This is a genomic window from Kitasatospora sp. NPDC089913 (genome assembly GCF_044748625.1).
GTDB lineage: Bacteria > Actinomycetota > Actinomycetes > Streptomycetales > Streptomycetaceae > Kitasatospora.
The window spans coordinates 1-23430 of sequence record NZ_JBIVGI010000040.1 but is presented as its reverse complement, the minus strand read 5'-3'; the positions used below and the strand labels follow the sequence as shown (position 1 = coordinate 23430).

At 73.8% G+C, this 23430-nt stretch carries 16 protein-coding genes, 1 tRNA gene and 1 riboswitch; of the genes, 14 read left to right on the top strand and 3 right to left on the bottom strand.

All coding sequences use genetic code 11. The features are described 5' to 3' along the window. Positions 1 to 72: 72 nt before the first annotated feature. The 3 genes from ACIPYS_RS36710 to ACIPYS_RS36700 all read left to right on the top strand — a co-directional run bounded on the left by ACIPYS_RS36710 (position 73) and on the right by ACIPYS_RS36700 (position 5140). On the top strand, positions 73 to 2373 hold the full coding sequence (locus ACIPYS_RS36710) for a UvrD-helicase domain-containing protein (RefSeq protein WP_093861904.1): 2301 nt from the start codon (positions 73 to 75) through the stop codon (positions 2371 to 2373). A gap of 454 nt (positions 2374 to 2827) precedes the next feature. Continuing rightward, on the top strand, positions 2828 to 4300 hold the full coding sequence (locus ACIPYS_RS36705; protein ID WP_093861905.1) for an NAD-dependent malic enzyme: 1473 nt from the start codon (positions 2828 to 2830) through the stop codon (positions 4298 to 4300). Between the two features lie 558 nt (positions 4301 to 4858). Next, a complete protein-coding gene (locus ACIPYS_RS36700) occupies positions 4859 to 5140 on the top strand; it encodes an HU family DNA-binding protein (RefSeq protein ID WP_045938702.1) in 282 nt (93 codons plus the stop codon). 121 nt (positions 5141 to 5261) lie between these two features. Here ACIPYS_RS36700 and murA read toward each other — a convergent pair whose 3' ends face one another. Beyond that, positions 5262 to 6635, bottom strand: a complete 1374-nt coding sequence (murA, locus tag ACIPYS_RS36695) for a UDP-N-acetylglucosamine 1-carboxyvinyltransferase (protein WP_093861906.1) — start codon at positions 6633 to 6635, stop codon at positions 5262 to 5264. 318 nt (positions 6636 to 6953) lie between these two features. On the opposite strand from murA, the gene ACIPYS_RS36690 reads away from it, so the two are divergent. The 6 genes from ACIPYS_RS36690 (at position 6954) to ACIPYS_RS36665 (ending at position 14405) form a co-directional block, all read left to right on the top strand. After that, entirely contained in the window at positions 6954 to 7538 is a 585-nt protein-coding gene (locus tag ACIPYS_RS36690) for a YqgE/AlgH family protein (RefSeq protein WP_030394273.1), read from the top strand. An 85-nt stretch (positions 7539 to 7623) separates the two neighbouring features. After that, the gene (locus ACIPYS_RS36685; RefSeq protein WP_030394272.1) at positions 7624 to 7905 is read left to right on the top strand and encodes a DUF3039 domain-containing protein; all 282 of its coding nucleotides are present in this window, start codon (positions 7624 to 7626) and stop codon (positions 7903 to 7905) included. A gap of 96 nt (positions 7906 to 8001) precedes the next feature. Further along, complete coding sequence (locus ACIPYS_RS36680) at positions 8002 to 9612, top strand: beta-N-acetylhexosaminidase (protein ID WP_400754464.1); 1611 nt, start codon at positions 8002 to 8004, stop codon at positions 9610 to 9612. Positions 9613 to 9958: 346 nt separating this feature from the next. After that, the gene (locus ACIPYS_RS36675) at positions 9959 to 10825 is read left to right on the top strand and encodes a xanthine dehydrogenase family protein subunit M (protein WP_051742572.1); all 867 of its coding nucleotides are present in this window, start codon (positions 9959 to 9961) and stop codon (positions 10823 to 10825) included. Next, positions 10822 to 12081, top strand: coding sequence for a (2Fe-2S)-binding protein (locus tag ACIPYS_RS36670; RefSeq protein ID WP_400754461.1), 1260 nt, complete (start codon positions 10822 to 10824; stop codon positions 12079 to 12081). The genes ACIPYS_RS36675 and ACIPYS_RS36670 overlap by 4 nt, the downstream gene beginning before the upstream one ends. After that, entirely contained in the window at positions 12078 to 14405 is a 2328-nt protein-coding gene (locus ACIPYS_RS36665) for a xanthine dehydrogenase family protein molybdopterin-binding subunit (RefSeq protein ID WP_093861909.1), read from the top strand. Before ACIPYS_RS36670 ends, ACIPYS_RS36665 begins: the two co-directional genes overlap by 4 nt. Positions 14406 to 14612: 207 nt before the next feature. On the opposite strand, the gene ACIPYS_RS36660 is transcribed toward ACIPYS_RS36665, so the two are convergent. Continuing rightward, positions 14613 to 14687: transfer RNA gene (locus ACIPYS_RS36660), tRNA-Cys, on the bottom strand. Between the two features lie 273 nt (positions 14688 to 14960). Further along, a riboswitch (guanidine-III (ykkC-III) riboswitch) is annotated at positions 14961 to 15025 on the top strand. Between the two features lie 45 nt (positions 15026 to 15070). Between ACIPYS_RS36660 and ACIPYS_RS36655 the strand changes: the two genes are divergently transcribed. Both ACIPYS_RS36655 and ACIPYS_RS36650 read left to right on the top strand, forming a co-directional pair. After that, positions 15071 to 15385: a multidrug efflux SMR transporter gene (locus ACIPYS_RS36655; protein WP_093861910.1), complete on the top strand. Its 315-nt coding sequence runs from the start codon at positions 15071 to 15073 to the stop codon at positions 15383 to 15385. A gap of 139 nt (positions 15386 to 15524) precedes the next feature. Continuing rightward, positions 15525 to 16964 (top strand): MFS transporter, encoded by a 1440-nt coding sequence (locus ACIPYS_RS36650; RefSeq protein WP_400754456.1) that lies wholly within the window; start codon positions 15525 to 15527, stop codon positions 16962 to 16964. A gap of 38 nt (positions 16965 to 17002) precedes the next feature. On the opposite strand, the gene ACIPYS_RS36645 is transcribed toward ACIPYS_RS36650, so the two are convergent. Continuing rightward, entirely contained in the window at positions 17003 to 18247 is a 1245-nt protein-coding gene (locus ACIPYS_RS36645) for a hypothetical protein (RefSeq protein ID WP_093861912.1), read from the bottom strand. 432 nt (positions 18248 to 18679) lie between these two features. Here ACIPYS_RS36645 and ACIPYS_RS36640 point away from each other — a divergent pair, with 432 nt between their 5' ends. From ACIPYS_RS36640 to ACIPYS_RS36630, 3 genes are read left to right on the top strand one after another with little or no spacing between them, the layout of a single operon-like run. Further along, positions 18680 to 19324 (top strand): class F sortase, encoded by a 645-nt coding sequence (locus tag ACIPYS_RS36640; protein ID WP_231977761.1) that lies wholly within the window; start codon positions 18680 to 18682, stop codon positions 19322 to 19324. Continuing rightward, entirely contained in the window at positions 19321 to 20649 is a 1329-nt protein-coding gene (locus ACIPYS_RS36635; RefSeq protein WP_093861914.1) for an alpha/beta hydrolase family protein, read from the top strand. The genes ACIPYS_RS36640 and ACIPYS_RS36635 overlap by 4 nt, the downstream gene beginning before the upstream one ends. Next, complete coding sequence (locus tag ACIPYS_RS36630; RefSeq protein WP_400754451.1) at positions 20646 to 23297, top strand: rhomboid family intramembrane serine protease; 2652 nt, start codon at positions 20646 to 20648, stop codon at positions 23295 to 23297. Before ACIPYS_RS36635 ends, ACIPYS_RS36630 begins: the two co-directional genes overlap by 4 nt. Positions 23298 to 23430 lie beyond the last annotated feature (133 nt).

The window sequence follows — 23430 nt, the reverse complement described above, 5'->3', positions numbered from 1 at the left end:
CCCCCGGCCTGGGCGTAGGATCGTCCGTCCGCTCGTATCCCGGAGCGGGATTCCGCCGCAACCACCGAGGCCATGCAGAGCAACACGGACACCACCGCCACCGACCACGAGACCGTGCGCGCGCGCGAGATCGCCGGTGAGCAACGCCACCTCGACAACGTCTACCACCGTCTGGAGGAGAAGCTCGCCGAGGCCGAGTACATCCTCGAGGACGCCGCCAAGCGGGTGCACGTCGGCACTCCGGGCGCGCTCGCCGAGCGCGACGCCCAGGTGTACCGGGCCGGTGCGCACCTCCAGCGGCTCAACAACGAGTTCGAGGACTTCCTGTTCGGCCGGGTCGACCTCCAGGAGGCCGACGCCCCGGAGGAGCACGGCATCCCCTCGAACACCCCGCTCGACCCCGCCGACCCGACCGTCGCCGAGACCCTGCACATCGGCCGGCTGGGCGTGCTGGACGCCGAGTTCGGCCCGCTGGTGATCGACTGGCGGGCGCCCGCCGCCGCGCCGTTCTACCGGTCCACCCCGCTGGAGCCCGGCCGGGTCCTGCGCCGCCGGGTGATCCGCTCCAAGGGCCGCAAGGTGATCGGGGTCGAGGACGACCTGCTCCGCCCCGACCTCACCCCCACCCTGGACGGCGAGGAACTGCCGGTGGTCGGCGACGGGGCGCTGATGGCCTCGCTCGGACGCGCCCGCAGCCACTCGATGCGCGACATCGTCTCCTCCATCCAGAAGGAGCAGGACGAGGTCATCCGTGCCGCCGCGGCCGGGGCCACCCTGGTCACCGGCGGGCCCGGCACCGGCAAGACCGCCGTCGCGCTGCACCGTGCCGCGTTCCTGCTCTACCAGGACCGCCGCCGGTACGCCGGGGGCATCCTGGTGGTCTCGCCGACCCCGCTGCTGGTCTCCTACACCGAGGGCGTGCTGCCCTCGCTCGGCGAGGAGGGCCAGGTCGCCATCCGCGCGGTCGGCTCGCTGGTCGACGGCATCGAGGCCGGCACCTACGACACCCCGCGGGCGGCCCGGATCAAGGGCTCGGCCCGGATGGTCCAGCTGCTGCGCCGGGCCGCCCGGGCGACCCTGGAGCTGCGCGCCCCGCAGGAGCTCAAGGTGGTCGCCCGCGGCGAGGTGCTGCGGCTGGACGCGGGGCGGCTCAGGACGGTGCGCGGCAACGTCGTCGGCTCCGGCGGCACCCCGCTCAACCTGCTCCGCCCGCGCGCCCGCCGGCTGCTGCTGGACGCGCTCTGGCAGGAGGCCGTCCGCGACCTGCCCAAGCCGTCCGACCACTACGCCCGCGAGCGGCGCCAGGAGGAGAAGGAGGCCTTCGACGAGTACGTCTCCGACGAGGCGCCGTTCCTGGCCTTCCTGGACGCCTGGTGGCCCGCGGTCACCCCGCGCTCGGTGCTCGGCACCCTGAAGCAGTCCCGGCACACCAACCGGATCGCCCGCGGCGCGGTCACGCCGGAGGAGTCGAAGGTGCTGGCCGCCTCCTGGCGGCACCTGTCCGAGCACGGCGAGGGCGCGCTGTCGGCGCACGACGTGGCGCTGGTGGACGAGCTCCAGCTGCTGCTCGGCGAGCCGGCCCGGCCGAAGTTCCGCGAGGTGGACGCGGCGGACCTGCTGACCGGCCTGGACGAGGTCACCACCTTCGCCGACCGGAACGCCCGGCAGCGGGAGCGGATCCCGGCCGAGCGCACCGAGTACGCCCATGTGATCGTGGACGAGTCGCAGGACCTCACCCCGATGCAGTGGCGGATGATCGGCCGCCGGGCCCGGATGGCCACCTGGACCATCGTCGGCGACCCGGCGCAGTCCTCCTGGCCGTTCCCGCAGGAGGCCCAGGCCGCGCTGGACGAGGTGCTGTCCGGCAAGCCGCGCCGCCGCTACACGCTGACCGTGAACTACCGGAACCCGGCCGAGATCGCCGAGGTGGCGGCCAAGGTGCTGGCGCTGGCCGCGCCGGGCACGCCGTCGCCGAGCGCGGTGCGGCACGTGGGCGTCGAGCCGAGGTTCGCGGCCGTCACCGACCCCTCGCCGGAGGTCTTCGGCGCGGCCGCCCGGGCCGAACTGGAGCTGCTGCTGGGCGAGGTGGACGGCACGGTGGCGCTGGTGGTGCCGATGGACCGGCGGGCCGAGGCGGCCCGCTGGGCCGAGGGCCTGGGCGAGCGGGTGGTGACACTGGGCAGCCTGGAGGCCAAGGGGCTGGAGTACGACGCGACCGTGGTCGCCGATCCGACCGGGATCGCCGGCGAGTCGGAGGCGGGCCTGCGGGTGCTGTACGTGGCGCTCACCCGGGCGACCCAGCGGCTGACCGTGCTGTCCGGGCCGGACGACCTGCCCGACGCGGCCGGGACGCCCGCGCTGCTGCGCGGCTGAGCGCGCCGCCGTCCGCCCGACCCGGGGTCTGACGGAGCGTGACGGCCGGCCCGCCGGGGCCGGCCGTCGCACGGCCGCCGGACAGGCGTGCCGAGCACCGGGGAAGTGCCGGGGGAAGTACCGCGGGGGAGCGCCGGGTGAGCACGACGAAGGCCCCTCGCCCGGTGGGTGAGGGGCCTTCAGAAGCTACGACACCGACCCGCCATGCTCGCCTCGCGGCAAGTGGTCCCTCGAAGGGACGAAGGTTGGGCCCGGGGGCTTGGATCGAGCCGGTGTCCCGTCCAATGTAACGCATCGGGCGCCGGAGGCAAGAAGTTGTCGGGTCCGCACACTCAATGAACGTTATTTCTGACTACGCCCTGGTAGGTGCGACGATCGAGGTCTAGCATGCGCAGGCGAGGGACTTCAACAAACTGTTGAACTCGCGGACGGACAGACGGAAGAAGGAACGTCGATGGCGACGGTGCCCAGTGTCTCCAACTCGATCACGGTGCGGCTGGAGGTCCCGGCCACGGGCAACGCCGTCAGCGCGATCACCACGGCCGTGGAGTCCTCCGGCGGCTCGGTGACCGGCCTCGACGTCACGGCCTCCGGGCTCGAGGCGCTCCGGATCGACGTGACCGTGGCCGCCACCTCGGTGGCGCACGGCGAGGAGATCGTCGAGAAGCTCCGGACCATCGACGGGGTCACCATCGGCAAGGTCTCGGACCGCACCTTCCTGATGCACCTCGGCGGCAAGATCGAGATGTCCTCGAAGCTGCCGATCCGCAACCGTGACGACCTCTCGATGATCTACACCCCGGGTGTCGCCCGGGTCTGCATGGCGATCGCCGAGAACCCCGAGGACGCCCGCCGCCTCACCATCAAGCGCAACAGCGTCGCCGTGGTCACCGACGGCTCCGCCGTGCTGGGCCTGGGGAACATCGGCCCGGCCGCCGCGCTGCCGGTCATGGAGGGCAAGGCGGCCCTGTTCAAGCGCTTCGCCGGGATCGACGCCTGGCCGATCTGCCTGGACACCCAGGACACCGACGAGATCGTGGCCATCGTCAAGGCGATCGCCCCGGGCTTCGCCGGCATCAACCTGGAGGACATCTCCGCGCCGCGCTGCTTCGAGATCGAGGCCCGGCTGCGCGAGGCCCTCGACATCCCGGTCTTCCACGACGACCAGCACGGCACCGCGATCGTGGTGCTGGCGGCGCTGATGAACGCGCTCAAGGTGGTCGGCAAGGAGATCTCGGAGATCCGGGTGGTGATGTCGGGCGCCGGCGCCGCCGGCACCGCGATCCTCAAGCTGCTGATGGCGGCGGGCGTCGAGCACGCCACCGTGGCGGACGTGCGGGGCGTGGTCCACCAGGGCCGCGACGACCTCAACGACAACCTGCGCTGGATCGCCGACCACACCAACCGCTCGGGCCGCACCGGCAGCCTCAAGGAGGCCGTGGCGGGCGCCGACGTCTTCATCGGCGTCTCGGCCCCGAACCTGCTGGACGGCGACGACCTGGCCACCATGGCCGGGGACGCGATCGTCTTCGCGCTGGCCAACCCGGACCCGGAGGTCGATCCGGCGGTGGCCCGGCAGACCGCCGCGGTGGTCGCCACCGGCCGCAGCGACTTCCCGAACCAGATCAACAACGTGCTGGTCTTCCCGGGCGTCTTCCGCGGTCTGCTGGACGCGCAGAGCCGCACCGTCAACACCGAGATGATGATCGCCGCCGCCCGGGCGCTGGCCGCCACCGTCGGCGACGACGAGCGCAACCCGAACTACATCATCCCCAGCGTGTTCCACAAGGACGTGGCCAAGACGGTGGCCGCCGCCGTCCGGGACGCCGCCCTGGCCGCCACCTCGGAGGCGCCCGCGCCGTCCCGCCCGACCCCGGGCATCGTCGGCACGCTCGACACCGCGTCCTTCCCCGCCGTGCGGCTCTGACCTCGGAATCCGTCGACGGGCCCCTGCGCCGGGCCCGGCATCCGGCTTCCGCGGCGGTGCCCGCGCGGTGACGTGGATCGATCAAATGACCGATTAACGGTCGTACCCGCCCATTCCCGCCCCGAACCCTTGCGACACAAGGGCGAGGGGCGTGTTTGGGCTTGTCGGACCTAGGGCGTACGGTAGCCCTGCACGGGGCAGGCGTGTCCGACAAGTACGGAACGTCCCCCTGGTCTTCCGGCGCGTCGTCCCGACCGCCGCCCGCGCCCGGTCCGCCGGAGCCGACGGAGCGTCACACCTCCGGCGGGCGGGCGCTGTTCGGGTCGTTCCGCCGGGGCCCGATTGGCTTTCTCGGGGCCGGTCGGGGCAGGATTCGTATCCGGGCAGGCAGGCGGGCCTTCGAAGGCACGGCGCGCGGCACTGGGTGCGGACCCGGCCCGCGACCACGCATTGCCTGCATGAGCACAGTGTGCGGACCCGCGGCCCATCGGGGTGCCTCCCGGTGGGAGTACCGACGGGCCCCGGCACACCGCAAGCGAACAGACCACAGGAGTACACATGAACCGCAGTGAGCTGGTGGCCGCGCTGTCCGAGCGCGCCGAGGTGACCCGCAAGGACGCCGACGCCGTTCTGGCCGCCTTCGCCGAGATCGTCGGCGAGGTCGTCGCGAAGGGCGACGAGAAGGTCACCATCCCCGGTTTCCTGACCTTCGAGCGCACCCACCGCGCGGCCCGCACCGCCCGCAACCCGCAGACCGGCGAGCCGATCCAGATCCCCGAGGGCTACAGCGCCAAGGTGAGCGCCGGCTCCAAGCTGAAGGAAGCCGCCAAGGGCGTCTGAACGACCACCCCTTGAACGCCCGGGAGGCCGGGTCCCCCTCGTGGGGACCCGGCCTCCTGTTGTCGTTCCGGGGGTCCGGCGGGTCCGGCGGCCCCGGAGGGCCGCCGGACGGACGCGCCGGTCAGGCGTCGACGAGCTCGCCGCTCGGCTCGCCGGCGGCCACCGCGGGCAGCTCGCCCGGCAGCTCGACGTGGGCGCCGAGGTCGCGCAGCTTGTCCATGAAGTTCTCGTAGCCGCGGTTGATCAGGTCGATGCCGTGCACGGTCGAGGTGCCCTCGGCCGCCAGCGCCGCGATCAGGTACGAGAAGCCGCCGCGCAGGTCCGGGATGACCAGCTCGGAGCCGATCAGCTTGGACGGGCCGGAGACCACCGCGGAGTGCTGGAAGTTCCGGGCGCCGAAGCGGCAGGGGGTCGCGCCCAGGCACTCGCTGTAGAGCTGGATGTGCGCGCCCATCTGGTTCAGCGCGCCGGTGAAGCCCAGCCGCGACTCGTACACCGTCTCGTGCACGATGGACAGGCCGGTGGCCTGGGTCAGCGCGACGACCAGCGGCTGCTGCCAGTCGGTCTGGAAGCCGGGGTGCACGTCGGTCTCCAGGGCGATCGCCTTGAGCTCGCCGCCCGAGTGCCAGAACCGGATGCCCTCGTCGTCCACCTCGAAGGCGCCGCCGACCTTCCGGAAGGTGTTGAGGAAGGTCATCATCTCCAGCTGGCGGGCGCCGCGGACGTAGATGTCGCCCTTGGTGGCCAGCGCCGCGCAGGCCCAGGAGGCGGCCTCCAGCCGGTCCGGCAGTGCCCGGTGGTTGTAGCCGCCGAGCTCGTCGACACCGGTGATGAGGATGGTGCGGTCGGTGCCCAGGGTGATGATCGCGCCCATCTTCTGCAGCACGCAGATCAGGTCGACGATCTCCGGCTCGATGGCCGCGTTGCGCAGCTCGGTGACGCCCTCGGCGAGGACGGCGGTGAGCAGCACCTGCTCGGTCGCGCCGACCGAGGGGTAGGGCAGCTCGATCCTGGTGCCGCGCAGCCGCTGCTGGGCGACCAGGTAGGTGCCCTGCGGGTGCTTCTCGATGGTGGCACCGAACTGGCGCAGCACCTCGAAGTGGAAGTCGACCGGACGGCCGCCGATGTCGCAGCCGCCCAGGCCCGGGATGAAGGCGTGGCCGAGGCGGTGCAGCAGCGGGCCGCAGAAGAGGATCGGGATGCGGGAGGAGCCCGCGTGCGCGTCGATGTCGGCGACGTTGGCGCTCTCCACGTGCGAGGGGTCGAGGATCAGCTCGCCGTCCTCGTCGCCGGTGCGCACGGTCACGCCGTGGAGCTGCAGCAGGCCGCGGACCACCTTGACGTCGCGGATGTCCGGGACGTTGCGCAGTCTGCTGGGGCCCTGGCCGAGCAGGGCCGCGACCATGGCCTTGGGGACCAGGTTCTTCGCACCGCGGACGCGGATCTCGCCTTCGAGCGGGTTTCCGCCGTGGACCAGCAGGACGTCGTCGGTCATCGTTCTCGCAATCCGGGGTGCCAGAGGAGTGGGGCGGGCTCGGCGACGAGCCAGGCGGTGGAGCGTTTCACGGGCGCGTCGGGCCCCCGGTGTGACCGAGTCGGCACCGTGGAGGGGCGTCCACCATCAGTAGATGGTAGTGGTCGTGCCGATGGTTCCTGTGAGCCTCTCCCGTGATGGTGCTCTCCCCGGGCCCCGGGGCGCGCGCCGGTGCGTCCGTACGGGTGTTCGTGGCGGGCGGGCCGGGCAGGGCCGGGTGGCCGGTGCGGTCGCCGTTTCGGGTGCCGCCGCCGGGGGTTCTGCGGGATCATGTGAGGCATGACGGCGGCCCATTCGCACGGAGGCCGGTCCCACACCGGCCGTCTGCTCGTCGCGACGCCCGTGCTCACCGACCCGAACTTCGCCCGGGCGGTGGTGCTCCTCCTCGACCACGATGCCGAGGGGGCGCTCGGTGTCGTGCTGAACCGGCCGACGCCGGTCGAGGTCGGCAGTGTGCTGGACGGCTGGGGGGTGCTGGTCGGTCTGCCCGCGGTGGTGTTCCAGGGCGGTCCGGTGGCGCTGGACTCGGCGCTCGGCCTGGCGGTGGCGCCGGGGGAGCCGGGCACCGGGGAGCCGCTCGGCTGGCGCCGGGTGCACGGCGCGATCGGCCTGGTGGACCTCGAGGCGCCGCCCGAGGTGCTGGCCGGGGAGCTGGGGGCGCTGCGGATCTTCGCCGGCTACGCGGGCTGGGCGCCCGGGCAGCTGGAGTCGGAGATCTCCACCGGCGCCTGGTACCTGGTGGACTGCGAGCCGGGGGACATCTCCAGCCCGGAGCCGGAGCGGTTGTGGCGGGCGGTGCTGCGGCGCCAGCGCGGGCCGCTGGCGCTGCTGGCGACCTATCCGGACGATCCCACCCTGAACTGAATCCGGCCCGGAACCGACGGTGCGCCGTCACGGCGCCGCCGCGACACTGGCCCGCTTCTCCGGGGCGCCCATAGACTTGGCACTCATGAGCACTCTTGAGCCCGAGCGCGGCCTCGGCACCGGCACCCTGGTCGAGCCCGTCCCGCAGGTGTCCCACGGGGACGGCGACCACGAGCGCTTCGCGCACTATGTCCAGAAGGACAAGATCATGGAGAGCGCGCTCTCCGGGTCCCCCGTGGTGGCGCTCTGCGGCAAGGTGTGGGTGCCCGGCCGCGACCCGAAGAAGTACCCGGTCTGTCCGATGTGCAAGGAGATCTACGACGGCATCGGCAAGCCGCAGGACGGGGACGGCGACAAGGGCAAGTAGCCCCGCGTCCCCCCGTTCCGCACATCACCGTTTTGCATGGTGCCGCGTTTCCCGAGTGGTCTATGCCACTGGTCGGGGGCGGGGCAGGATGGCGCAATGGACCTCATCCCTGCCCCCGTGAGTTCCGTCCGCCTCCCGGACCAGGACTTCCCGCTCGACCGGACGACCACCCTGACCGCGCCGCCCGAGCTGGCCGGGGCCGAACGGTGGCTGCGTTCCTCGCTGACCGCCGCCACCGGCCTGCCGCTCGCCCCGGGGCGGCCCGGCGAGGGCGTCGAACTGCTCCTCGACCCGGCGCTCGCCGGGGAGGCGTACCGGCTCTCGGTGCGCCCCGGCCACGCGGTGGTCACCGCCGGCGGTCCGGCCGGCGCGCTCTGGGGTGCCCAGACGCTGCGCCGGCTGCTCGGCCCGGACGCCTACCGGCGCGCGCCGCTGCGCCCGTCCGGCTGGGTGCTGCCCGGTGTCGACCTCGCGGACGAGCCGAGGTTCGGCTGGCGCGGTGCGCTGCTGGACGTCGCCCGGCACTTCCTGCCCAAGTCCGACGTGCTGCGCTTCGTCGACCAGCTGTCCGCGCACAAGCTCAACGTGCTGCACCTGCACCTGACCGACGACCAGGGCTGGCGGGTGGAGATCAAGCGCTACCCCGGGCTCACCGAGCGGGCGTCCTGGCGCGAGCGCTCGATGGTCGGCTACCGCTCCGCCGGGCGCCGCGACGACCGCCCGCACGGCGGCTTCTACACCCAGGACGACCTGCGCGAGATCGTCGCCTACGCGGCCGAACGGGCCGTCACGGTGGTGCCCGAGATCGACCTGCCGGGCCACACCCAGGCCGCCGTGGCCGCCTACCCCGAGCTGGGCAACACCGATGTGGTGGACACCGCGGCACTCGGGGTGTGGACCGACTGGGGGGTCAGCCACAACGTGCTCAACCCCTCCGAGGCCACCCTGCGGTTCTTCGAGGGCGTGCTGGAGGAGGTCCTGGAGATCTTCCCGTCCGAGTTCGTCCACCTCGGCGGCGACGAGTGCCCCAAGGAGCAGTGGAAGGACAGCGCGGCCGCGCAGGCGCGGATCCGCGAGCTGGGCCTGAGCAACGAGGACGAGCTGCAGAGCCACATCATCCGGCACTTCGACCGCTGGCTGGCCGAGCGCGGCCGCCGGCTGATCGGCTGGGACGAGATCCTGGAGGGCGGCCTCGCCCCGGGCGCCGCGGTGTCCTCCTGGCGCGGCTACGGCGGCGGGATCGCCGCCGCGCAGGCCGGGCACGACGTGGTGATGTGCCCCGAGCAGCACGTCTACCTGGACCACCGGCAGGCGCCGGGGGAGCAGGAGCCGGTCCCGGTCGGCTTCGTGCGCACCCTGGAGGACGTCTACCGGTTCGAGCCGGTGCCGGCCCAGCTGGACGAGGAGGCGGCGCGCCGGGTGATCGGCACCCAGGCGAACCTGTGGAGCGAGTTCATGGACAGCGCCCGGGACGTCGACTACCGGGCCTTCCCCCGGCTCGCGGCCTTCGCCGAGGTCGCCTGGTCCGCGCTGCCCGCGGACCCGGCCGCCCGCGACTTCGCCGGCTTCGAACAGCGGCTGGCCGGCCATCTGGAGGTGCTGGACGCGCTCGGTGTCGAGTACCGCCCGGCGGGCGGGCCGCACCCGTGGCAGACCCGGCCGGGAGTGGTGGGCCGGCCGATCGAAGGGCCCCCGCCGGCGGTCTGAGCCGGGCCCGTCCGGTCCGGTCCGGACCTCGCCCGCGGCCCGGGCCGGACGGCCCGCGGGAACTTCCGGGCGGCCGTCGGACGTCAAGAACAGATGAACATCCGCCCCGGTCCGAACCGGACCGGGGCGGATACCGCCCGGTATCGGTCCCAATCGGGCAGTACCGTTCGCCTGTCCCGAAATGATCATCGAGCATTGTGTGCCAGAGTTGCCCAACCCGGCCCGATCGCCCGTACCCTACGGGCCAGGCCGGGCTGCCGGAGCGGACACCCCGGTCAGGGGCCGCGGGCGGCAGGCGATCGATGAGCAAGTGGAGCACGGTGGGACCCAGGTGAACCGGACGATCATGCTGCCGGCCTCCCTCGACGAGGCCGTCGAAGCGCTGGCCGCTCACCCGGCCGCGGTGCCGGTGGCCGGCGCCACCGACCTGATGGAGGCCGTCAACGCCGGACGCCTCCGCCCCGCCTCGCTGGTCGGCCTCGGCCGGATCACCGAACTCCGCGGCTGGCGCTACGAGGACGGCGGCACCGCCGTCCTCGGCGCCGGGCTGACCCACGCCCGGATGGACCGCCCGGACTTCGCCGCCCTGATCCCCGCGCTCGCCGACGCCGCCCGCACCGCCGGACCCCCGCAGGTCCGCAACGTCGGCACCCTCGGCGGCAACATCGCCACCGCCGCCCCGGCCGGGGACACCCTGCCGGTGCTCGCGGCGCTGGAGGCCAGCGTCACCCTGGCCCGGGCCGGCGCCACCCGCGAGGTCCCGGTCAGCCACCTGTTGACCGGACTCGACCCGCTGCGGCCCGGCGAACTGCTCACCTGGGTGCGGGTCCCGCTGCTGCACGCCCCGCAGGTCTTCCTCAAAGCCACCGGCCGCAGCGGCCCGGCCCGCGCCACCGCCTCCGTCGCCCTCGTCCTGGACCCGGCCCGGCGCGCCGTCCGCTGCGCCGTCGGCGCCGTCGCCCCGGTGCCGCTGCGGCCCCTGGAGGCCGAGGCCTGGGTGGCGGGCTGCATCGACTGGGACGGTTCGCGGGAGATCGACCCCGCCGCGACCGCGGCCTTCGGCGAGTACGTGGCCGCGGCCTGCGTCCCCGACGGCTACGGCGCGGAGGGTGCCTGGGAGGCCGTCACCGAGGGGCCGAGCGCGGCCGCCGTCCGTCTGCGGCGTACCGTAGCCGTGCTGGCCCGCCGGGCACTGGGAAGGGCGCTCAAGTGACCACAGACCACCCCATCGAGGCCCTGGACGCGGGGCTGCTCGACCACGCGCACGACCACGCGCCGCAGGTCAGCCGGGAGCTGCGGCCGACCACCTCGTACACCCTGCGGGTCAACGGCTTCGAACGGCCGGTCTCGGACGCCTGGATCGGCGAGAGCCTGCTCTACGTGCTGCGCGAGCGGCTGGGCCTGGCCGGCGCCAAGGACGGCTGCGAGCAGGGCGAGTGCGGGGCCTGCTCGGTCCAGGTCGACGGCCAGCTGGTGGCCGGCTGCCTGGTGCCCGCCGCGCTGGCCCAGGACAGCGAGATCAACACCGTCGAGGGACTGTCGGCCGGCGGCGGCGCCAGCGACGTCCAGCAGGCGCTGGCCGAGTCCGGTGCGGTGCAGTGCGGCTACTGCGTGCCCGGCCTGGCGATGGCCGTGCACGACCTGCTCCAGCGCAACCACCGGCCCACCGAGGTCGAGGCGCGCCAGGCGCTGTGCGGCAACCTCTGCCGGTGCACCGGCTACCGGGGCGCGCTGGCCGCCGTGCAGACCGTCGCCGACGCGCGGGCCGCGGTGGCCGGGGCCGCGGAGGCGGCCGCCGAGGAGGCCGCGGCCACCGCCGCGGACCGGGCCGCCGCACCCGCCGCGGCCGCTCCCGAGCAGGTGCCCGCGGCGGCCCCCGCGGACCCCGGACCGCCGACCGCCGACCTGCCGGTCTACACCGAGGACGCCTGGATCGAGCACGTCCCCCAGCCGCGCACGGAGCAGCCCGGGACCGCGGCCGGCGCCGGAACGGGCCCGGGGTACGGCACCCCGGACGGGCCCGGTGCTCCCGGCGCCCCCGCTGCTCCCGGCGACCGGGGCGGCTACGACGGGCCGGGCGGCTACGACAGCGGGGTGTACGACACCACGGTGCTGGCCCCGGTCCGGGACGTCCCGGCGCAGCAGGCCGACGGGTCAACCGGGTACTACCCCGCCCAGGGCTACCCCGAGCAGCAGCCGTACCCCGGCGCGACCCCGGCGCACGGCACCTACCTGCCCGGGACCGGCTACCCCGACCAGGGCGGCTACCCGCAGCAGCCCGGCTACGACACCGCCTCGGCGTACGACGGCCCGGTCTACGAGACCCCCGCCACCCCCGCGCACGGCACGCCGTACGATCCCGCACCCCCGCACGGTGCCCCGGCCGAGGGCAACGCCCAGGCCGGCGTCCCGTACGGCGCCACCCCCGCCCACGGCATCCGGCTCCCCGAGGACGACCACGCATCATGACGTCGCCTACCGACATCGGCGCAGCACTCCAGCAGGACGGCGACGCGGGCGGCGCGGCGGAGCCGTTCGGGCTGGGCAGCTCCCCGCTGCGCAGCGACGCCCTGCCCAAGGCGCTCGGCATCTACCCGTACGCCGCCGACCTGTGGGCCGAGGGCCTGCTGTGGGGCGCGGTGCTGCGCTCGCCGCACCCGCACGCCCGGATCCTCGGCATCGACACCTCGGCCGCGCTGGCCCTGCCCGGTGTGCATGCGGTGGTCACGGCCACCGACCTGCCGGCCGGTCCGGACGGCAGCCCGGACGGCGCGCCCTCCGGGCCGATCGTCGCCGACCGCCCGGTGCTGGCCGCCGGAGTGGTCCGCCACCACGGCGAGCCGGTGGCCGCGGTGGCCGCCGACCACCCCGACACCGCCCGGCTCGCGGTCGGTCTGATCGTCGTCGAGTACGAGCCGCTGGAGGCCGTCACCGACCCCGAGCAGGCCTTCACCGCCCCGCCGCTGCACCCGGACGGCAACCTGTTCCGCCATCTGCCGCTGCGCACCGGCGACCCGGAGGCGGCCGGCGAGATCATCGTCGAGGGCCTGTACCAGGTGGGCCGCCAGGACCCTGCCCCGCTCGGTGCCGAGGCCGGCCTCGCCGTGCCGCGCCCGGACGGCGGGGTCGAGCTGCACCTCTCCTCCACCGACCCGCACGGCGACCGGGACCGCACCGCGGCCTGCCTGGGCCTGGAGCCGGACCGGGTCCGGCTGGTGGTCACCGGCGTGCCCGGCGCCACCTCCGACCGCGAGGACCTCTCCTTCCAGGTCACCCTGGCGCTGCTGGCGCTGCGCACCGGCCGTCCGGTGAAGATGACGCTGACCCGCGAGGAGTCCTTCCACACCCACACCTCGCGGCACCCGGCGCTGCTGCGCTACCGCCACCACGCGGACGCCGACGGCACGCTGGTGAAGGTCGAGGCGCAGATCCTGCTGGACGGCGGCGCCTACGCGGACGTCTCGGCCGAGGCGCTGGCCGCCGCCACCGCCTTCTCGGTCGGCCCGTACAACTGCCCCAACGTCTTCGTGGACGCCTGGGCGGTGCGCACCAACAACCCGCCGGCCGGCCGGATGCGCGGCGAGGGCGCGCTGCAGGCGTGCTTCGCCTACGAGTCGCAGCTGGACCAGCTGGCCGCCCGGATCGGCGTGGACCCGGTGGAGGTCCGCCGGCGCAACGTGATGGCGACCGGGGACCCGCTGCCCACCGGGCAGGCCGTCACCTGCCCGGCGCCGGTGGCCGCGCTGCTGGACGCCGTGGCCGCCGAGCCGCTGCCCGCGCTGCCGGTGGACGACCCGGACGCCGAATGGCTGCTGCCGGGCGGGCCCGGCGGCGCGGGCGACCCGGCCGCGGTGCGGCGCGGGATCGGTTACGCGCTGGGCATGGTGCACATGCTGGGCGCCGAGGGCGAGGACGAGGTCGCCACCGCGACGGTGCGGGTCAGTGGCGACCACGCCACGGTGATCTGCTCCGCCGTCGACGCCGGCCAGGGCTTCGCCACGCTGGCCCGGCAGATCGTGCAGAGCGTGCTGGGCGTCAGCGAGGTGTACATCGCGCCCGCCGACAGCGACCAGGCGGTGGCCGGGCCGTCGGCCCGGGGCCGGCACACCTGGGTGTCCGGCGGTGCGGTCGAGCGGGCCGCGCTGATGGTTCGCCACCAGTTGCTCCAGCCCATCGCCGCCGACTTCGGGATGTCGGTGGAGCTGCTGCAGATCGCCGAGGGCAAGATCACCTCGTACGACGGGGTGCTCGGCATGCCGGTGGCCGAGGCGCTGGAGGGCAAGGAGCTGTGGGCGACCGCGCAGTGCCGCCCGCACCCGACCGAGCCGCTGGACGAGGCCGGGCAGGGCGACGCCTTCGTCTCCATCGCGTTCTGCGCGATGCGCGCGGTGGTGGACGTGGACATCGAGCTGGGCGCGGTCCGGGTGGTCGAGGTGACGGTGGCCCAGGACGTCGGCCGGGCGCTGAACCCGCGGCAGATCGAGGACCGGATCGAGGCGGGGGTCGCCCAGGGCGTCGGGCTGGCGCTGCTGGAGGACCTGCGGACCGAGGGCGGTGTGCTGGCCAACCCCTCGCTGACCGGGTACCGGCTGCCGACCGCGCTGGACACCCCGGAGATCCGGGTCGCCGCCCTGCTGGAGGAGCGTGACGTGGTGGCTCCGTTCGGGGCCAAGGCGGTCAGCGCGGTGCCGGCCGTGACCGCGCCGGCGGCGGTGGCCGCGGCGGTCCGGGCCGCGACCGGTCTGCCGGTGGGCCGGCTGCCGATCCGCCCGGAGGACGCCGTCACCGGCTGAGCCGGTGCCGCCGGGTGGTTCCGCGGGTTCCGCGGAACCACCCGGACCGGCGCTTTTCCTGGAAAATCCGGCGACGCGAAATCCCGCGAATCCCGCGACGGAAAAGCACGACGACGGGAAAGCGCGCGAGGGGGAAGCCCGGCGACGGGAAAGCACGAAGAATTGCCGGGCGGCCCTTTTCGGGGCCGGACCGGCAATTCGTCTTCGTGGAGGCCATGACGGGAATCGAACCCGTGTACACCGCTTTGCAGGCGGTTCCCTGATCCACTCGGGCACACGGCCGTGGGGTGGGGCTTGGGTGGGGCGGGAGCAGTGGTGCGGCTGGAACTGCGGGTGCGCTCAGGCGCAGCGGCAGCAGCGACAGGCGCGACAACAGCGGGGAGCGGTGGTGCAGGTGCGGGGCGCGAGGGCCGCCGTCCTCCTGTCCATGTCCGACTCCTTGTCGTCGTTCGCCGTGTTGGTGAATTCAGTCTGGCCGAACGGCGCGCGGAGCGTCAATATCCCTTTGTAAATTCTGTGTGGCGGGATTCCCGGCCGGGTGTGCTACGGTCGGGAACAGGTGGTCCTCGCGGCCGCCCCGGACGAGCGCGTCGTACCCGGTCACGACAAGACGGCGCAGTGACAGCGGCAACCGTGCCGCTGCCGACTGCGGAGGTACGACCGTCATGGCTTGGCTCGTTCTGATCATTTCCGGTGTCCTGGAGACGGTGTGGGCGGTGGCCCTGGAGTCTTCCAAGGGCTTCTCCCGCCTGGTCCCGACGGTGGTGTTCGGGGTGGCGCTGGCGCTCTCGATGGGCGGCCTGGCGTACGCGATGCGCTCGATCCCGATCGGCACCGGCTACGCGGTCTGGGTCGGCATCGGCGCGGTGGGTACGGCGCTCTACGGCATGACCGTGCTCGGTGACGCGGCGACCCTGGCCCGGATCGGCTGCCTGCTCCTGATCGTCTCCGGCGTGGTGGGCCTGAAGGTGCTGCACTGAGCTGCCCGAACGGGCCGGGTCGCGCTGTCCCGGAGGTCCCGCGCCGCTCTCTCGGCCTCCGGTCCTAGGGCCGGAGGCCGAGGCGGTTCCCGACCACGGTCAGGGGCCATCGGGCCAGATGCGCCTTACGATCATACGTATGACCACAGCCTCCCCCGTGTCGGCCGACACCGCCTCCGTTCCGATATCGACCGACCCCGGCGGAGGGGTCATGGGCGACCGCTTCCGGGCGCTGACCCTGGGCATCGTCTCGGTGGTCCTGGTGATCGCCTTCGAGGCGACGGCCGTCAACACCGCGATGCCGGTCGCCGCCCGTGAGCTCGACGGGCTCGGGCTGTACGCCTTCGCCTTCTCCGGCTACTTCACCACCACCCTGTTCGCGCTGGTCGTCTCCGGCCAGTGGTGCGACCGCAGCGGGCCGCTGCAGCCGCTGTTCACCGGCATCGCGGTGTTCGGCGCCGGCCTGCTGGTGGCCGGCGCGGCGCCCGGGATGTGGATCTTCGTGGGCGGCCGGGCGATCCAGGGCCTCGGCGGCGGTCTGGTGATCGTCGCGCTCTACGTGGTGGTCGGCCGGGCGTACCCCGAACGGCTGCGGCCCTCGGTCTTCGCGGCCTTCTCCTCGGCCTGGGTGCTGCCCTCGATCATCGGCCCGGTGGTCTCCGGGGCGGTCACCCAGCACCTCGGCTGGCGCTGGGTGTTCCTCGCCGTGCCGGTGCTGATCCTGCTGCCGCTCGCGGTGATGGGCCCGGCGCTGCGCCGCTCGGAGAAGGCGCAGCCGGTGCTCCGGGGCGGTGGGTTCGACCGCCGCCGTACCGGGTTGGCCGCGATGGCCGCGCTGGGCGCGGGCCTGCTGCAGTACGCGGGCCAGCGGCGCGACCTGCCCGGGCTGCTGCCGGCCGTCGCGGGTGCGGCCCTGCTGGTCCCGGCGGTGCTGGGGCTGCTGCCGGCCGGGACGCTGCGGGCCGGGCGCGGACTGCCGACGGTGATCCTGCTGCGCGGGGTCGCGGCCGGGGCGTTCTTCGCGGCCGAGGCGTTCATCCCGCTGATGATGGTGACCGAGCGCGGGCTCTCGCCGACGCTGGCGGGTCTCACCCTGACCAGCGGCGGCCTGTCCTGGGCGCTCGGCTCCTGGATCCAGGGCCGGCCGGGGGCGGAGCGCCACCGGGCGCTGATGATCCGCGGCGGGTTCGTGCTGACCGCGGTCGCCATCGCGGGCGCGGCGCTGGTGCTCGTCCCGGCCGTGCCGGCCTGGGTGGCGGCGGTGGCCTGGGGTGTCGGTGGCATCGGCATGGGCCTGGCGGTGGCCAGCATCAGCGTGCTGATGATGAAGCTGTCCACGCCCGAGGACGCCGGGGCCAACTCGGCCTCGCTCCAGGTGAGCGACGCGCTGGGCAATGTGCTGCTGGTGGGGCTGGCCGGGGTGCTGTTCGCGGCGCTGGGCGGCGGCTCGGTGGCCGCCGCCCACGACGGCGCCGCGGGCACCGGGACGACCGGGGCCTTCACGGTGATCTTCCTGGCCATGACCGGGGTGGCGCTGCTCGGCGCCCTGGTCTCCGGCCGGGTCCGCAAGGCCGCCTGAGCCGGAGAAAAGCGCCCCGGAGGCGAGCGGGCGAAGACTCAGAAGGTCTCCCAGCCCCCGGCCGGTGCCTGGCCGGGGGCGAGGCCCTGCAGCTTGCGGAGCAGCGCCGGGTCCTGGGCGTCCAGCCAGTCGACCAGCTGGCGGAAGGACACCATCCGCACCTCGGGCCGTCCGGCGATCGCCTTGATCACCTCTTCGACGGCGTTCATGTAGATGCCGCCGTTCCACTCCTCGAAGTGGTTGCCGATGACGAACGGGGCGCGGTTGGTGGTGTAGGCGCGCTCGAAGCCCATCAGGTAGGACTCCCGGGCCTGGGTCTGGAAGCCGGGGTGGAGCGCCGGGTCCGCCTTGGTGTTGCTGCCGCACTGGTTGAACATGATGTTGTAGTCCATCGACAGCACCTGGAAGGTGTGACCGGGGAAGGGGATGGACTGCAGCGGGAGGTCCCAGAGCGCGCCGCCCTGCATCTTCTGCGGCCACACCTGGGTCCCGTTGCCGCTGCTGTCGTAGCGCCAGCCGCGCCGGACGGCGGTGGGCAGCAGGTTGCGCTGGCCCTCCAGGCAGGGGGTGCGGCTGCCGATCAGTTCCTTGCGGTAGTCGAAGGGCAGCGCCGGCAGGTCGGTGAAGCCGGTGTTGGTCCGCCAGTTCATGACGAAGCCCATCGCCTGCTCGATCTCGCTGTCCCACTCCTCGGCGGACCACTGGCCGACACCGTTGGGGCCGCAGAAGTGGCCGTTGAAGTGGGTGCCGATCTCGTGCCCCTCCATCCAGGCGGCGTGCAGGTTCTCCAGGGTGTCGTGGATGTGCTGGTCGCTGAGGTAGCCGATGTCGGAGGCGCCGACCTTGTGCTGCGGCGGGCGGTAGAGGTCCTTCTTCCCCTCGGGCAGCAGGTAGGAGCCGCTGAGGAAGAAGGTCATGGACGCGTTGTGCTCCCGGGCGAGCCGGCGGAAGCGGGCGAACAGGCCGTTGTCGAGCTCGGCGGCGCCGTCCCAGGAGAAGACGACGAACTGGGGCGGACGCTGGCCGGGCCGCAGCGGTTCGAGGGTGGGCTGGTTCGGCTGCGGGCCGGTGTCCGAGGTGGAGCCGTCGCCGATCAGGGTGACCGGGGGCTTGGCGGCCTCGGTCGGGGTGCCGGCGTGGTCCTCGGCCGGGGTGGCCGGGACCGGGGCCGGAGTGGTCGCCTGTCCGCCGTCGGGGTCGGTCCGGCTCGCGCAGCCCGCGGCGAGGCTGGCGGCGCCGGCGGCACCCGCGGCCAGCAGGGTGCGGCGGGAGAGGGCGTCCATGGTCACTCCGTTCGTGGGGCGTGCGCGGGGGCGGGGCACGGCAGGCGCGCGACCGTCCGCCGGACCGGGGTCCGGTGGGACAAGTGCGGTGATAGGCCTGTGAACGGGGTCAGCATGGCATGTGATCGGAAGCGGTCAGTGCTTCACCACGAACGGTCGGAACTCATCGCCCGAAGGATGCAACCGGGATGACGTTCCTGAGTGTCAGATGAAGAGATTGTCGCGACATCGGGCGTCCGCCAGGTGACCGGAGCGTGGCGTCACGGTGACGCTTCACTCGCTCGGACCATGTCGGGCCACCCGGGCCCTGCCGAACGGGGGGAGCGAGTACGACCATCGTATGGATGTGGCATAAGGTCCGATCCGGTTGCATTGTTCTCAGACATCTCCCAGAAACCGGCAACCGTACGACGTCAGCAGAGGGGAGCGCCGGTGGGCGCCCAGCAGAGCAGGAGCCCGTGGCCGGGTACCCTGGCGGTCGGCGCCGCGCTCGTGCTGGGTGCGTGGCTGCTGACCGACGGCGGTCACGTCGTGCTCCCCCCGGCCCCCGGCAGCGGGCAGGCCCTCACCGGCTTCGCGCCGGTCTCCGTGGTGCCGCCGCTCGGGCCCTCCCGGCCGACCAGGATCCGGATCCCGGCCGTGCGGCTCGACGCCCCGGTCACCGGCCTCGGCCTCGACCGGGACGGCCACCTCCAGACCCCTCCCGAGGAGGACCGGAACCTCGCCGGCTGGTACCGGGACGGTGCCGCCCCCGGCCAGCGGGGCACGGCGATCATCGCCGGCCACGTCGACAACCACAGCGGGCCCGCCGTCTTCTACGACCTGGGCGCGCTGCACCGCGGGGACCGGATCGAGATCCTCCGCGAGGACGGCCGCACCGCGGTCTACCAGCTCTACGCCATCGAAGTGCACGACCGAAAGGACTTCCCGGACGACCGGGTGTACCGCCAGGCCGCCGACGCCCAGCTGCGGGTGATCACCTGCGGCGGGGGCTACAGCGAGGAGCGGGGCTACGACGGCAACGTCGTCGCCTACGGCTTCCTGGCCGACACCAGGCGTTCGGGGACGAACGTATGACCACCGTCTCTCTCGCCCTGAGCTGGAACCCGATCGACTGGCCGCTGACCCGCGGCCCGATCCCGCGCGCCGTCCTGCTGGCCGGCTGGGGTTCGCTGCTGTTCCTCGCCTGCTGGTCCCGCACCCGCGGGTGGTGGCGCCTCCGGCTGCCCGCGGCCCTGGTCACGGCGGCGGCGCTCAGCCTGCTGCTCGACACCGCCGTCGACGACTGGTGGCACCCCTTCCCCGAGGGGACCCCGCACTACGTCACCTGGTGGATCGCGGTCGGTCTGCTCGGGCTCTCCCTGGTCGCCTTCCGGATGCGCGGCAGCACGCTGCGCCGCCGGCTGCTGGCGGTCGGTGCCGGGGCCCTGGTGCTGCTGATGGCCTCCTCCCAGGTGAACCGGGGCTTCGACCAGTACCCGACCGGCCGGGTGATGCTCGCGCCGTGGCTGGAGAAGACCCAGGAGCTGACCACCGGGAAGGCCGCCGCCACCATCGGCCGGCCGCCCGGCAAGGTGCTGGAGGAGGTCTGGCAGCCGCCGGCCGACCTCCCGGCGAAGGGCACCGTCTCGTCCGTCGCGGTTCCGGGCACCAAGTCCGGCTTCGAGTCCCGCGACGGGTACGTGTACCTGCCGCCGGCCTACCAGGCCAACCCCAGGCCGCTGCTGCCGGTGGTCGTGCTCCTGGCCGGCCAGCCGGGCACTCCGGGCGACTGGGTGTTCGGCGGCCAGATCGCCGACTCCCTCGACGCCTTCGCGGCCGAGCACCACGGGCTGGCCCCGATCGTGGTCATGGTCGACCAGCTGGGCTCGACCTGGAACAACACGCTCTGCCTCGATTCCAAGATCGCCAAGGTCCAGACCTTCCTGGCCGAGGACGTGCCGGCCTGGGTGCACGCCAACCTCCAGACGGCCGAGGGCCGCAAGAACTGGGTGATCGCCGGTGCCTCGATGGGTGGCACCTGCGCGCTCCAGCTCGCCGTCAACGCGCCCGAGGTCTACGGCTCGTTCCTCGACATGTCCGGTCAGGACGAGCCCACCCTCGGCACCCGTGAGGAGACCGTCCAGGCGGCCTACGACGGCGACGCGGCGAAGTTCGCCGCTGTCGACCCGCTCCAGGTGATGGCGCGGAAGAAGTTCCCGGACACCGCGGGGGCCATCGTGGTCGGCCGCGACGACGACGAGTTCCGGCCGCAGCAGGAGAAGGTGTACCGCGCGGTCGTGGAGGCGGGAATGCAGGCCAAGTTCGACCTCATGCCCGGCGGGCACGGCTGGATCATCTTCCGGCCCGGCATCGCCGACCAGCTGCCCTGGCTGGCACAGCAGACCGGGATGATCCGGTGACCCTGCTCGGCGCCTCCCCGGGAGTCGCCGCCGAGCAGGAGCAGAGCCGCGGCGGTGGAGCGTCGCGCCTGCTCGTGCCCCGGCCCTTCCGCACCGGGTCCGGATCCAGCCGCGCCGACGCCGCGCCCGCCGACTCCGGCGGGCCCGACAGCGGCGCCCCGGGCCCCGGCGCGCCCGCGCCGAGGCCCCGGCAGCGGGCCGTCCGCGCGGCCGCGGGTCTCGTCACCCGGCTGGCCGCCCGGCTCGGCGAGGCCCCGCTCACCCTGGTGCTGCTGGTCGGCCTGTGGGCCGTCGGCGCCGCCACCGGCAGCCTCACCCGGGGGCCGTCGGACGCCCTGCTGGAGCACGTCGGCATCGGGCGGCCGACCCTCCACGCGGGCCGCTGGTGGACGCCGCTCACCTCGCTGTTCTGGTGCTCCGGCATCGGTGCCTACGTCTTCACCAGCCTGCTGCTGCTCCTGGTCGGCCCGGCCGCCGAGCGCCGCCTCGGCCGGCTGCGCACCGTCGGGGTGCTGGTCGCCGGCCAGCTGGTCGGCGTCATGGCCGGGACCGTCGTGGTCGCGGTCGGTGCCCGGCTCGGCGAGCAGTGGACCGTCTCCATAGCCGGCCAGACCGCCGTCGGCCCCGGCGTCGGCCTGTTCGCGCTGGCCGGCGTGCTCGGATACCGGCTCACCGTGCTCTGGCGCCGCCGGCTGCACCTGCTGGTGCTGCTGGTGCCGCTGGTGATGGCGCTGTACGTGGGACACCTGCAGAGCGTGCAGCGGTTCAGCGGGGCGCTGGTCGGTCTGGCCGCCGGCGCACTGCTGTTCCGCCGCCGCCCGCACCTGCGCTCGCACCGCTCCTCCCACACCGAGACCCGGGTGCTGGTCGCGCTCTGCCTGGTCGCCGCGGCGCTCGGCCCGATGATCGCCTCGCTGTACGACAACGCGGCCGGCCCGTTCAACACCTTCTCGGAGATCTACCTCTCGCACCGGCTCACCCCGGACGAGGTCGCCGACTTCTGCTCGGTCTCGGCCCACGACTGCGCCCGCGCGCACGCCGTGCAGCGGATCTTCGACACCCCGGCCCGGCTGATGGCCACGCTCTTCCCGGCCCTGCTGCTGGTGCTCGCCGAGGGCCTGCGCCGCGGCCTGCGGTTCGCCTGGCGGATCACCGTCGCCACCGAGCTGCTCTGGACCGTGATGCTGGTCGTCCTGTTCGTGGAGACCAGCACCGGCTCGAGCGACGTCCTCCAGTACTTCGTCGAGGCGCTGCTGCTGCCGATGGTCACCGTCGGCCTGCTGCTGGCCACCCGCAAGCGCTTCACACTGCGGCTGCCGCGCCCGGTGCTCGTCCGGCTGTTCGCCGTGGTCGGCGGGGCGCTGGTCGTCGCCTCCGCCGCCTACACCGGGCTGGGCGTCCTGGCCGCCGGGCAGTTCGAGCCGGGCGCGACCTTCCGCGGCCTGGTCCACGGGCTGCCGGCGCAGTTCCTGCCGCCCGCCTACAACGACCTGCTGCCGGACTACCCGATCGCGGTCGGCAGGTTCGCCCGCGCCCTGGAGACCTACTGCGGGCTCGGCTTCTGGGCGGTCGCGCTGGCCGCGCTGCTGCTGACCTTCCGCCGGCCGGTGGTCCAGGTCGCCGCCGAGGACGCCGCCCGGGCCCGGGCGCTGCTCACCGAGCACGGCGGCGGCACGCTGTCCTTCATCACCACCTGGGACGGCAACCACTACTGGTTCGACGAGGAGGGCCGGGCCGCCGTCGCCTACCGGGTGCTGAACACCGTGGCGCTGACCACCGGCGACCCCTTCGGTGACCCGGCGGCCAGGGACCGCGCGGTGGCCGGCTTCGCCCGGTACTGCGACGCCCGGGGCTGGACGCCGTGCTTCTACAGCGTCACCCCGCAGACCCGGGCCGCGGCCGGGGAGCTCGGCTGGCGCTCGCTCCAGGTCGCCGAGGACACCGTCGTCGCCCTGCCCGACCTCGCCTTCACCGGCCGCAAGTGGCAGGACATCAGGACCGCGCTCAACAAGGCCGGCAAGCAGGGCATCACCGCCGAGTGGTGGTCGTACCACGAGGCCCCGCTGGCGCTGAAGGAGCAGATCCGGGCCATCTCCGAGGAGTGGGTCTCCGAGAAGGGCCTGCCCGAGATGGGCTTCACCCTCGGCGGTCTCGAGGAGCTGGACGACCCGGCGGTGCGGCTGCTGATCGCGATCGACGAGGACCGCAGCGTGCACGGCCTGACCAGCTGGATGCCGGTCTACGAGGACGGCGAGCCGGTCGGCTGGACGCTGGACTTCATGCGGCGGCGCTCGGACGGCTTCCGCGGCGTCACCGAGTTCCTGATCGCCTCGGCCGCGCTGGGCTTCAAGCAGGAGGGCGCGCGGTTCCTCTCGCTCTCCGGCGCGCCGCTGGCCCGCTCGGAGAAGGAGCCGCCCACCGGGCTGCAGAAGACCCTGGACTGGCTGGGCCGGGTGCTGGAGCCGGTGTACGGCTTCCGCTCGCTGCTCGCCTTCAAGGCGAAGTTCCAGCCGGAGTACCGGCCGATGTACATGGCGTACCCGGACCCGGCGGCGCTGCCCAGCATCACCCGGGCGATCGGCAAGGCGTACCTGCCGCACCTCACGCCGACGCAGGGTGTGCGGCTGATGCGCAAGCTGTCCTCCTAGCCGGACGCCCGTGCTCGCGGGACGCCGGGGGGGCCCGCCCCCCGGGGGGGCCCCCCGGCCGGGCGGGGGCCCCCGCCCGGGCGCCCCCGGGCGGCCCGCCACCGGGGGGGGGGGCGGGCGGGCGCCAGGGTCA

Bases quoted from the DNA above. Each gene is read 5' to 3' on its own strand.
- ACIPYS_RS36710 (WP_093861904.1), top strand. From the start codon at position 73: ATGCAGAGCAACACGGACACCACCGCCACCGACCACGAGACCGTGCGC.
- ACIPYS_RS36700 (WP_045938702.1), top strand. From the start codon at position 4,859: ATGAACCGCAGTGAGCTGGTGGCCGCGCTGTCCGAGCGCGCCGAGGTG.
- ACIPYS_RS36685 (WP_030394272.1), top strand. From the start codon at position 7,624: ATGAGCACTCTTGAGCCCGAGCGCGGCCTCGGCACCGGCACCCTGGTC.
- murA (WP_093861906.1), bottom strand. From the start codon at position 6,635: ATGACCGACGACGTCCTGCTGGTCCACGGCGGAAACCCGCTCGAAGGC.
- ACIPYS_RS36690 (WP_030394273.1), top strand. From the start codon at position 6,954: ATGACGGCGGCCCATTCGCACGGAGGCCGGTCCCACACCGGCCGTCTG.
- ACIPYS_RS36665 (WP_093861909.1), top strand. From the start codon at position 12,078: ATGACGTCGCCTACCGACATCGGCGCAGCACTCCAGCAGGACGGCGAC.
- ACIPYS_RS36650 (WP_400754456.1), top strand. From the start codon at position 15,525: ATGACCACAGCCTCCCCCGTGTCGGCCGACACCGCCTCCGTTCCGATA.
- ACIPYS_RS36645 (WP_093861912.1), bottom strand. From the start codon at position 18,247: ATGGACGCCCTCTCCCGCCGCACCCTGCTGGCCGCGGGTGCCGCCGGC.
- ACIPYS_RS36655 (WP_093861910.1), top strand. From the start codon at position 15,071: ATGGCTTGGCTCGTTCTGATCATTTCCGGTGTCCTGGAGACGGTGTGG.
- ACIPYS_RS36675 (WP_051742572.1), top strand. From the start codon at position 9,959: ATGCTGCCGGCCTCCCTCGACGAGGCCGTCGAAGCGCTGGCCGCTCAC.
- ACIPYS_RS36635 (WP_093861914.1), top strand. From the start codon at position 19,321: ATGACCACCGTCTCTCTCGCCCTGAGCTGGAACCCGATCGACTGGCCG.
- ACIPYS_RS36680 (WP_400754464.1), top strand. From the start codon at position 8,002: ATGGACCTCATCCCTGCCCCCGTGAGTTCCGTCCGCCTCCCGGACCAG.
- ACIPYS_RS36705 (WP_093861905.1), top strand. From the start codon at position 2,828: ATGGCGACGGTGCCCAGTGTCTCCAACTCGATCACGGTGCGGCTGGAG.